Consider the following 11677-nt stretch of genomic DNA (forward strand, 5'->3'; position numbering starts at 1 on the left):
GGCGGCCACGAACAATTGGCCGCCTTTTAACGGTTCGTTTTCGAGTGGCGTTTCATGGGTGGGGACAGCGCACTGAAAACACCTTGAAATGCGATCACCGTAACCTGTTCGCCGGGGTCGAATAGACGGCAGGGCGCGCGCGGGCATTTACATCTCTCCATGTGAGACGCCTTGCGACGACGATATTTGGGGCGAGCCGTGATCGAAGACGTTTATCCGTTGGCGCCGATGCAGCAGGGCATGCTGTTTCACGTGATCGAGGCTCCGGCGAACATCGGGGCCTATTGGGCCCAGGGCCTGTACGAGTTCGCGGGCGGCCTGGATGTGGCGTCGTTCCGCATGGCGTGGGACCTGGTGGTCAGGCGGCACGCCGCGCTGCGCACGGGATTCGTCTGGCAGGGCGTCGACGAGCCGCTGCAGGTCGTGATGGCCGGGGTGACGCTGCCGTTCGAGGTGCTGGACTGGTCCGGCACGCCGGGCGAGGACGAGCAGCGCGCCCGGCTGGAGAAGCTGATCCAGGCCGACCGGGACCGGGGCCTGGACCTCACCGCGCCGCCCCTGATGCGGTTGTACCTGATCAGCAGGGGCGGGGGCCGCCACTGGCTGCTGTGGGGCATGTACCAGGGCCTGTGCGACGGGTGGAGCCTGCCCATCGTGATGGACGAGGTGTCGCTGGCCTACGCGGCGGTGCGTCAGGGCAAGGAGCCCGCGCTGCCCGCGGTCCGGCCGTACCGGGAGTTCATCGCCTGGCTCGGCCGCCGCGACCTCGGCGACATGGAGGAGTTCTGGCGCGGGTACCTGGACGGCTTCGAGGCGCCGACGCCGCTGCCGGTGGACCGCCAGGCGACCGGCCACTGGGACCAGGACCGCCGCAGGGTGGAGCTGTCCCGCGAGGCCACCGCCGGGCTGGAGCGGCTGGCGCGGCAGGCCCGGGTGACGCTCGGCACCGTCGTGCAGGCGGGGTGGGCGCTGCTGCTGTCCAGGGTCAGCGGCGAGTCCGACGTGATGTTCGGCCGCACCGTGTCCGGCCGTCCCGCCGACCTGGCCGGGATGGAGTCGATCGTCGGCCTGTTCATCAACACCCTTCCCATGCGCGTCACGGTGCCGTGGGACGAGACGTTCACCGCGTGGCTGCGGCGCCTTCAGGACGACGTGGTCCGGCTGCAGAAATACGAGCACACACCGCTGCTCGACATTCAGCGTTGTTCCGCGATTCCGCGGGGCACGGCGCTGTTCAACAGCCTCGTCAGCTTCCAGAACTATCCGGGGCTGGCCGGCGCGGAGGAAACCGGCGCCGAGCTTTTCCAGTCGTCCGAACTGCTGGACTCCATCGAGCTGGGCAATTTCCCGATCAGCGTCGCCTGCCTTCCCGGCGAGCGGATGGCCTTCGAGGTGGAATACTCCACGGCGGCCTTCGACGGCGTCTCGGTGGACCGGCTGATGGACCGCTTCACCGCCGTGCTCACCGCCGTGGCGGCCGACGGCGGCGTGCTGGTGCGGGACGTGGAGGTGACGCTTCCCGGCGAGCGCGAGCTGCTGGTCCGGGAGTGGGCCGAGGCGGACGTCCCGGTGGCGGGTGACGTCGTGGGCGAACGGGCCCTGATCCCCGCGCACCGGCAGGTGGCCGAGTGGGCGCGGCGTACCCCCGACGAGCTGGCGGTGGTGTGTGGGACGGCCCGGCTGAGCTTCGCCGAGCTGGACGCGCGGGCCGAATTACTCGCGGGGTGGTTGCGGTCGTCGGGGGTGGGTCCCGAGGTGGCGGTGGGTGTGGTCCTGGGTCGTGGGGTGGACCTGGTGGTGGCGTTCATGGCGGTGTTGAAGTGCGGTGGTGTGTACGTGCCGTTGAACGTGGGGCAGCCGGTGGAGCGCCTCGGTTTCATGCTGGAGGATTGCGGGGCGTCGGTGCTGGTGAGCAGCACGGACCTCGCCGGAGGGCTGCCGCCGTTCGCCGGGCCGGTGCTGATGGCCGACGCGCTCGGCGACGAGGCGCCCGCGGACGCCGCCGCGCCGGTCGCCGACGTCTCGCTGGACGGGCTGGCGTACATGGCGTTCACCTCCGGCTCCACGGGCCGTCCGAAGGGCGTCGGGGTGACGCACCGGGGCCTGGCCGGGTACGTGGCCGGGTGGGGCGAGGTCTTCGACCGCCTCGGCGGCCCGGGGGCGATGTTGTCGATGGCGGGCGCCGGGTTCGACGTGTCCGTAGGGGACATCGTCCGGGCCGTGGCCTTCGGCCGCGCGGTGGTGTTCACGCCGCAGAGCGACTTCGTGTCGGTGTCCGAGCTGCACCAGGTCCTCGACGAGCACCAGGTGGAGATCGCCGAGATCGTCCCCGGGTCGCTGCTGCGCGAACTGGCCGGGTACTGCCGGGACACGGGCGGGCTCAAGCATCTGCGGCTGGTCATCTCCGGCACCGACATCTGGCGGCACGAGGCGCTGGTGGCGAGCGTGGCGGACGTCGCCCCGGTCGCCATCCCGGCCAACGTGTACGGCGTCACCGAGGCCGCCATCGACTCGCTGCTCATGCCGCTCGTCCCCGACCAGGGACCGCGGGTCCCGCCGGGCGACGGCTTCGGCGCGGTGGCGGTGGACGGCACCGGTCTGATGGTCCCGGTGGGCCGTCCCCTCGCCGGGGTGCGGGTCTACGTGGTCGACGAGTGGCTGAACGTCGTCCCGGTCGGGGTGACCGGCGAGCTGCTGGTCGGCGGTGTGGGTGTCGCCCGCGGCTACGTGGGCCGTGCGGGCCTGACCTCCGAGCGGTTCGTCGCCGACCACCTCAGCGGGCTTCCCGGGCAGCGGCTCTACCGCACGGGAGACCGGGTGCGGTGGCGGGCGGACGGGATGCTGGAGTTCCTGGGCCGCACCGACGAGCAGGTCAAGATTCGCGGGTTCCGCATCGAGCCCGGTGAGATCGAGAACGTGCTGGCCGAGCACCCGTCCGTGCAGGACGCGGTGGTGGTGGCCCGGGAAGACGGCCCGACCGGCAAGCGCCTCGTCGGCTACGTGGTGCCCGAGCCCGGGGCCACGGCCGAGGTGCCCGAGCTGCGGGCGTTCCTGCGGGCCCGCCTCCCCGACTACATGGTCCCCGCCGTGATGATGGTCGTGGAGTCCTTCACCCTGACCGCCAACGGCAAGGTCGACCGCAGGGCGCTGCCCGAGCCGGACGTGGACGTGGTGGCGGCCGGGGTCGAGTACGTGCCCCCGCGCAGCGAGGCCGAGATCGCGCTGGCCGGGATCTGGTCCGACGTCCTCGGCGTCGAGCGGGTCGGTGTGCAGGACAACTTCTTCGAGCTCGGCGGCGACTCCATCCTGAGCCTCCAGATCATCGCCCGCGCCCGCGCGGCGGGGCTCCAGCTGGACGTGGCCGACGTGTTCGCCCGGCAGAGCGTCGGCGAGCTGGCACTGGCCGTCCGGGAAGTGCCGGTCGTGGTGCTGGCCGAGCAGGGCACGGTCGCCGGGCCGGTGCCGCTGACCCCCATCCAGCACTGGTTCACCGAGCAGCAGGTCCCCGACCGGGACCACTGGAACTGGTCGGGCATGTTCGAGCTGGCCCCCGGCATCGACGCCGGGCGGCTGGCCCGCGCCGTCGACGGGCTCGTCGCGCACCACGACGCGCTGCGCATCCGGTTCACCCGCGACGGCGACACCTGGGTGCAGGAGAACGCGGCCGAGGAGACCGCCGAGGTGTTCTCGGTGGTCGACGCGGTCGGGCTGCCGCGCGAGCGGCTCGAATACATCGTGACCGAGCGGATGACGGCGGTTCAGCGGTCGTTGTCGCTGTCGGACGGCCCGCTGCTGCGGGTGACCTACTTCGAGCGGGGCCACCGTCCGGGCTGGCTGGGCATCGCCGTGCACCACCTGGTGATGGACGGTGTGGCGTGGAACGTCCTGCTGGAGGACCTGCACCGGCTGTACGAGTCCGGCGGCGACCGCGCGGCGCTGCCGCGGAAGACGACCTCGTTCCGGCAGTGGGCCGACACCCTGGTGGAGTTCGCGGGCTCCGCCGAGGCGCGCGGCGAGGCGGACCACTGGCTGGGCCAGCTCACCCCGGGCTTCGCCGTGCCGGTGGACAAGGACGGCCGGTTCAGCGACGCGACCGTGCGCTCGGTCCGGGTGGAGCTGGACGCCGAGGCCACCTCGGCGCTGCTCACCCGCGTGCACCGGGCGTACCGCACCCAGATCAACGACGTGCTGCTCGCGGGCCTGCTCCAGGCCCTCGGCCGCTGGGCCGGCACGGACGCGGTGACCATCGACCTGGAGAGCCACGGCCGCGAGGCCGTCGCCGACGGCGTGGACCTTTCCCGCACCGTCGGCTGGTTCACCTCGATCTTCCCGGTGGCCCTGTCCGGCGCCGACCTCGACGACCCCGCCGGCGTCCTGAAGTCCGTCAAGGAACAGCTCAGGAGCACCCCGCGCCGGGGTGTCGGCTACGGCGCCCTGCGCTACCTGACCGACCCCGGTGACGACACGGGCTTCGCCGCCACGCTGGAGCGGCTGCGCGGCGCCGCCGGGCCGCAGGTGCTGTTCAACTACACCGGTGGTGCGGACGCCGCCGGGGACGACTCCGTCGGCCTGGTCGCCAAAGAGCTGCCGGTCGACCTGTGCGGCCCCACCGGGGAGACCGGCTCGCACGCACTGCACATCGAGGCGTACCAGACCCCGGACGGCCGGATGGCCTTCGACTGGTACCACAGCACCGACCTGCACCACACCGAGACCGTCCAGCGCGTCGCGGACGCCTACGTCCGGGCGCTGCGCGGCCTCATCGAGCACTGCCTGTCCCCGGGGGCCGGCGGCTACACCCCGTCGGACTTCCCGCTGGCCCGCCTGGACCAGCCCGCCGTGGACATGCTGGCCGAGACCGGCTCGCCGACGCCTATCCAGGACGTGTACCCGCTGGCCCCGGTGCAGCAGGGCATGTTGTTCCACGTGCTGGAGGCCCCCGCCGACGGCGCCGGGGTCTACTGGGCGCAGGGCCTCTACGAGCTGGGCGGCCACCGCGTCGACCCCGACGTGATGCGCGCCGCCTGGGACACGGTGGTCGAGCGGCACGCCGCGCTGCGCACCGGCTTCGTCTGGCAGGGCGTCGCCGAACCCGTCCAGGTCGTGCACGAGGGCATCGAGGTGCCCTTCCGGTTCCTCGACTGGTCCGGCCTGGACGACGACGAGGCCCGCCAAGCCCGGCTGGACGACCTGCTCCGCGAGGACCGCGAACAGGGCTTCGACCTGGCCCGCCCGCCGCTGACCCGGGTGTACCTGATCGACAGGGGCGACGAGCGGTACTGGCTGATCTGGGCGCTGTTCCAGGGCGTGTGCGACGGCTGGAGCCTGCCCGTCGTGGTGGAGGAGGTCTCCCGGATCTACGAGGGCCTGCGCGCGGAACGCCGGGCCGCCCTGCCCGCCGTGCGGCCGTACCGGGACTTCATCGCCTGGCTCCAGGGCCGCGACGCCACCGAGGTGGAGAACTTCTGGCGCACCTACCTGGCCGGGTTCGAGGCCCCGACGCCTCTGCCGCTGGACCGGCAGGCCGACGAGCACTGGGCGCAGGACCACCACCGCGTACGGCTGTCGGAAGAGGTCACCCGGGGACTGGTCGAGCTGTCCCGCCGGGCCAGGGTCACCCTCGGCACGGTCGTGCAGGCCGCCTGGGCGCTGCTGCTGTCCCGCTACAGCGGCGACCGCGACGTGATGTTCGGCCTCACCGTGTCCGGCCGCCCGGCCGAGCTGACCGGGATGGAGTCCATCGTCGGCCTGTTCATCAACACCCTGCCCATGCGCATCGAGGTGCCCGGCGACGTGCCGTTCGTGGAGTGGCTGCAACGCCTCCAGGACAACCAGGTCGCCATCCAGCGCTACGAGTACACCCCGCTGATCGACATCCAGCGCGAATCTCTCATCCCGCGCGGCACCGCGCTGTTCAACAGCATCGTGGTGTTCGGCAACTACCCGCAGGAGGAACTCCCCGAGGAGGGCGTCCCCACCGGCGAGCGGCTGCTGTTCACCCCCGTGGAGAACGTCGAGCAGGGCCACTACCCGATGACGGTGATGGTCGACCTGGAGGACCGCCTCGGCGTGGAGGTCGCGTACTCCACCGCGGTGTTCGACGCCGCCACGGTCGAGCGGGTGCTCGGCCACCTCACGCGGGTGCTCGGCGCGGTGGCCGCCGATCCGGTGCTCACCCCCGACGCCGTCGAGATCCTCGACCCCGCCGAGCACGCCACGCTCACCGCGCCCGTCGCGGTGCCCGAGCCCGCCGGGGCCGGGGAGTCGATCGTGACGGTGTTCGAGGGCTGGGTGCGCGACGCCCCGGACGCGGTGGCGGTCACCGGCGACGGCGGCACACTGACCTACGCCGAGCTGGACCGGCGGGCCAACCGGCTCGCCCACCTGCTGATCGAGCGCGGCGCCGCCCCCGGCAGGCTGGTCGCGGTCGCGCTTCCCCGGACCGTGGACCTGGTGGTCGCGCTGCTCGGCGTCGTCAAGTCCGGCGCCGGCTACCTGCCCATCGACCCGGACTACCCGGCCGACCGGGTGGCCTTCATGCTGGAGGACGCCCAGCCGGTGACCATGGTCACCGCCGAGCTGCTGGCCGGGTCCGCCTCCTACCCGTCGCACGCGCCCGGCGTGGCGATCGGCGACCGGGACGTGGCGTACGTCATCTACACCTCCGGCTCCACCGGCCGTCCCAAGGGCGTGATGATCGAGCACGCCAACGTGATCCGGCTGCTCACCTCCACCCAGAAATGGTTCGATTTCGGCCCCGACGACGTGTGGTCGATGTTCCACTCGGCGGCGTTCGACTTCTCGGTCTGGGAGCTGTGGGGCGCGCTGTTGTGGGGCGGCAAGGTCGTGGTCGTCTCCTTCGAGACCTCCCGGTCCCCGGCGGCCATGCTCCGGCTGCTCGCCGACGAGGGGGTCACGGTGTTGTGCCAGACCCCGTCGGCGTTCTACCAGCTCACCGCGGCCGAGGCCGAGCAGCCCGTCCAGGAGCTGCCGCTGCGGTACGTGATCTTCGGTGGTGAGGCGCTGGAGGTGGCGCGGCTGGCCACCTGGCGCGAGCGGCACCCGCGGGTCGACCTGGTCAACATGTACGGCATCACCGAGACCACCGTGCACGTGTCCTACCTGGTGGTGGACGACACCGTGGTGGAGGGCGACTGGCGTGGCTCACCCGTGGGGGTGCCGATCGAGGACCTCGCGGTGTACGTCCTGGACGAGCGGCTCAGCCCCGCCCCCATCGGGGTGCCGGGGGAGATGTACGTCGCCGGCGCCGGCCTGGCCCGGGGCTACCTCGGCCGGGCCGGGCTCAGCGCGACCCGTTTCATCGCCGACCACGTCAGCGGCCGTCCCGGGCAGCGGCTCTACCGCACCGGCGACCGCGCGCGGTGGCGGGCGGACGGGAACCTGGAGTACCTGGGCCGCACCGACGACCAGGTGAAGATCCGCGGCTTCCGCATCGAGCCCGGCGAGATCGAGAACGTCCTCGCCGAGCACCCCGGCGTCCAGCACGCCGTGGTGGTGGCCCGCGACGAGGGCAACCTCGGCAAGCGCCTCATCGGCTACGCCGTCCCGAGGCCCGGCGCCGCGCTGGAGGTCGCGGACCTGCGGGAGTTCGTGCGCGACAGGCTGCCCGACTACATGGTCCCCGCCGTCTTCATGATCGTGGAGTCCTTCTCGCTCACCACCAACGGCAAGATCGACCGCCGCGCCCTGCCCGAGCCCGACGCCCGCCCGGCCGTCGGCGCGCCGTTCGTGGCGCCGGCCACCGAGGCCGAGACGATCCTCGCCGGGATCTGGTCCGAGGTGCTCGGCGTGGAGCGGGTCGGCGTCCGGGACAACTTCTTCGAGCTCGGCGGCGACTCCATCCTCAGCCTCCAGATCGTGGCCCGCGCCCGCGCGGCCGGGCTGCGGCTGGACGTCGCCGACGTGTTCGCGCGGCAGAGCGTGGCCGAGCTGGCGATGGTGGTGCGCGACGCGCAGGGCACCCCGGCGGCCGAGCAGGGCACGGTCTCCGGGCCGGTGCCGCTGACCCCGATCCAGCACTGGTTCACCCGCCTGGACCTCGCCGACCGCGACCACTGGAACTGGTCGGACGTGCTGGAGCTCGCCCCCGGCACCGACCCCGCCGCCCTGTCCCGGGCGTTCGGCGCGGTGATCGCGCACCACGACGCGCTGCGTATGCGCCTCAAGAACGACGACGGCACCTGGGTCCAGGTGAACAGCCCGGACGAGCGGGCCGAGGTCTTCGAGGTGGTCGACGCCGCCGGGCTCGACCAGCGGGCCCTGGAGCAGCTGGTCACCGAGCGGATGACCGCCCTGCAGACGTCGCTGTCGCTGGCCGGCGGCCCGCTGCTGCGGGTGCTGTGCTTCGACCGCGGCGACCGGCCCGCGTGGCTCGGCGTCACCGTGCACCACCTGGTGATGGACGAGGTCTCCTGGAACGTCCTGCTCCAGGACCTCGAACAGGCCTACCGGGCCGTCGCCGGCAAGGGATCGGCCGAGGGCGCGCTGCCCGACAAGACCACCTCGTTCAAGCGGTGGGCCGAGGGGCTGCGCGAGTTCGCCGGGGCCGACGAGACGAGGGCCGAGCTGCCGTACTGGCTGGGCCAGCTGGACAACCCGTTCAGCCTCCCCGTGGACACCCCCGGCGCCGCCGCCACCGGCGCCTCCACCGGCGTCGTCAGGGTCTGGCTGGACGCCGGCCGCACGTCGTCCCTGCTGACCGGCGCGCACAAGGCGTACCGCACGCAGATCAACGACCTGCTGCTCGCGGCGCTGCTGCGGGCGCTCGGCCAGTGGGCGGGGACCGGCGCGGTCACGATCGACCTGGAGAGCCACGGCCGCGAGGCCGTCGCCGAGGGCATGGACCTGTCCCGCACCGTCGGCTGGTTCACCTCCATCTTCCCCGTGGCCCTGTCCAGCCCCGACCTGGACGACCTCGCCGCGCTGATCCCGGCGGTGAAGGAACAGCTCAGGTCCAGCCCCCGCCGCGGCGTCGGCTACGGCGCGCTGCGCTACCTGGCCGACCCCGCCGACCGCGAGATCCGCCGCCTCCAGTCGCTCCCCGCCCCGGCCGTCAGCTTCAACTACCTCGGCGGTACGGACGCGACCCAGGCCGCCGGCACGGGCCTGGTGGCCCGCACCCTGCCCCCCGCCCTGGCCGGCCGCAACGTCAGCGAGGAACGAACCCGCCCCCACCTGCTGGGCGTGGAAGCGGCCCAGACCACCGACGGCCGCATGGTCTTCGAGTGGTACTACAGCGCCGACGTCCACCGCCAGGAGACCGTCGAACGCCTAGCCGCCCGCTACCTGGAGGCCCTGGAGCGCATCATCGAGCACTGCCTGAACCCCCAGGCCGGCACGTTCACCCCGTCGGACTTCCCACTGGCCGGCCTGGACGCCGACAGCCTGGCAGCCATCATGCGCCAGTCGGAAATCCCCCGAGGCTGACCAACCGCCCCACCCACCACCCGCCCCGGACCGGCTGCTCGTCCCGCCACGTCGCCCGCTCTCACAGCGCCGACGCGGCGGGACGCGGTACGGCGAACTCGGCGCCTTATCCCGGACGCCAACTGGTGACGGAGGTCGCTCGCACCCATGGTCCGCGCCTCCAGGCGCCGGGGCGCCTTCCGGCTCGGGCTGTGTTCTCCCAGGGGGCTCCGCCCCCTTCGACCCCCGAAAACCCGACTTCGGTTGCTGTGGTCATGAGTCCACCTGTGCGTCGCACGCGCGGGATGGCTGTTGGCCGCACCAGCTCATGAGCTGTTAGGGCCTGCGATGCCCAGGGAGCGGAGCTCCTCGTCAAGGGTGCGGACGTGCTTGTTGGCCGCCCACGGCTGGAGGTGGACGCGAGCCTGCCGCACGGAGTCCACGAGCCGGCCGGAGCTGTGCCTGATGGTGATCTGCGCCGCGTCACGGATCCTGTCGACGGCGCCGGGGATCTCACGTTTCCGGGTGAGCGCCTCGGCGTAGTGGAGTAGGGCATGCCCTCGCGCGAGGTTGAGGGTCGTCGGCGCAGCCAGCGTGCGCGCGACGGAACCGATCGCTTCATCGGGCCGCCCCCAGTAGAGCTGGCAATCCGCGGCGCTGGCCTGCACTTGGCCGATCGTCCACCAGTACAGGTACGCGGGGTCGCCTCCGGTTCTCGGCTGCTCGGCCGTTCTGGCCGCATAGGCAAGCGCTCGTTCGCTATCGATCGTCTCGTTACGGCGAGCCAGCACTCGGGCGAGTTCCATGGCGTGAACTGAGCGGATCAGGTTGCTGGGGCTTTGCCGTGCCCAACCTTGGGCGGCGTAGACGTGATCGAGTGCCTGCCCTACCTGTCCTCGGTACACAGCCACGTAACTGAGGCAGGTGTGAAGGTAGGCGATCATGGTGGGATCGCCGATGTGGTGAGCGGCAGTGAGCCCTTCCTGATAGCGCAGACGTGCTCCTTCGTGATCCATCAGGTCGTAGTGCAACCAGCCGGCGAGTTGGCTGAGTTCGGCGTAGGCGCGGGTGAGCCGGTCGCGCAGGCCCGGCAGCAGGGTCTCGCGGTGGAGGAGGTCGGTGACGAGGCGCCGCTGGCCGTCCACGATGGGGAGCACGGTCTCGGGGCCGAAGTCGTCGTCCAGGCGGCGGCACCGGGCGGTCAGCTTCTCGATCACCTCCACGGTTCCGGAGTCCACCCGGGTGGAGGCGCGGACCGCTGACGCCAGCCGGTCCTTCTCCGGTGGGGACAGGTGCCGGAGCAGGGTCAAAGCGGGGGCTCCGCCGAGCGCCAGGGCCAGCTCGAACAGCAGATCGCGGCGCTTCACATCGGCCTCCTCGGCTCCGAGAGCACGCAGCAACGAGGCGCAGTCCCGCGGTGTGGGGGCAGGAGCCGTGTCGCGTGCCGCTTCCAGATTCATGGTGCCATGGCCGGGAATCGGGCTCGGGACGCGAGAAGGCCGCTGTGCGGGGAGGTGCCGGTGATCCGTGCGGTCGATGAGCTGCCGGTCGCGCGTGCTGTAGGAGGCGTACACCTCGTCGGAGGTCAGACGCCGGGCGGCGGTCCGGTAGACCTGCGCGAACAGCGCCACCGTGCGCGCGGTGGGCCGGTTGCCGCGCCTGGGCCAGTGCTCGAAGTCGTACAGCCGGGACTCCCGAAGCGCGGCGGTCCCGGCCGGATCGAGATCGTTGTACAGCGCCACGGCCTCGGCGGCGGTACGGCCGTAGGCGTAGCGGTACAGGCGAAGCGGGCTCACATCGTGGTACACGGCGAACAGGTCGGCGATCTGCTCGAAGGTGTAGCCCTTGGCACGCAACGCCTCGCTGCGCCGCCGGCATTCGAGCAGGACGTGGACTCAAGCAGTGAGGCTGAAACTGATCTGTGGACGGTAATTCGAGCGATAATGCCGACGTCTTCCCGGTGGCTCATGTTTTTCTCGCCGGTCCTGCGCGTGGTGTGCGGACAACGGACTGAAAACCGGCTGAAAGATCATTATCGTAGCCTGTCGCTGCAGCCAGATTGGACAGTCGTGTGTGAGCGGGGGCGTCGTTGACTTATCGTCGGCCGGCGTTTCTCGTTGTGATGGCGTGTGGGGTGGTTCCCACGTCCGGCTCTGTGGAGCGTCTGGCGTTCGAAGGCTCTGGGAAATACTGGCGAGGGTGCTTTCCTTTTTGAGTCCGGGGCCTCAGTGGATAAAACGGGGAGCTAGCC

Annotated in this window: 2 protein-coding genes; one reads left to right on the forward strand and one right to left on the reverse strand. The window is 71.6% G+C overall.

Annotated elements, in window-relative coordinates:
• Nucleotides 1-198: 198 nt before the first annotated feature.
• Nucleotides 199-9447, forward strand: coding sequence for an amino acid adenylation domain-containing protein (locus tag ACFP1K_RS16395; protein ID WP_380753486.1), 9249 nt, complete (start codon nt 199-201; stop codon nt 9445-9447).
• Nucleotides 9448-9752: 305 nt separating this feature from the next.
• Here ACFP1K_RS16395 and ACFP1K_RS16400 read toward each other — a convergent pair whose 3' ends face one another.
• A complete protein-coding gene (locus tag ACFP1K_RS16400) occupies nt 9753-11282 on the reverse strand; it encodes a hypothetical protein (RefSeq protein WP_380753489.1) in 1530 nt (509 codons plus the stop codon).
• Nucleotides 11283-11677 lie beyond the last annotated feature (395 nt).

It is taken from the genome of Sphaerisporangium aureirubrum (genome assembly GCF_042658925.1).
GTDB lineage: Bacteria > Actinomycetota > Actinomycetes > Streptosporangiales > Streptosporangiaceae > Sphaerisporangium > Sphaerisporangium aureirubrum.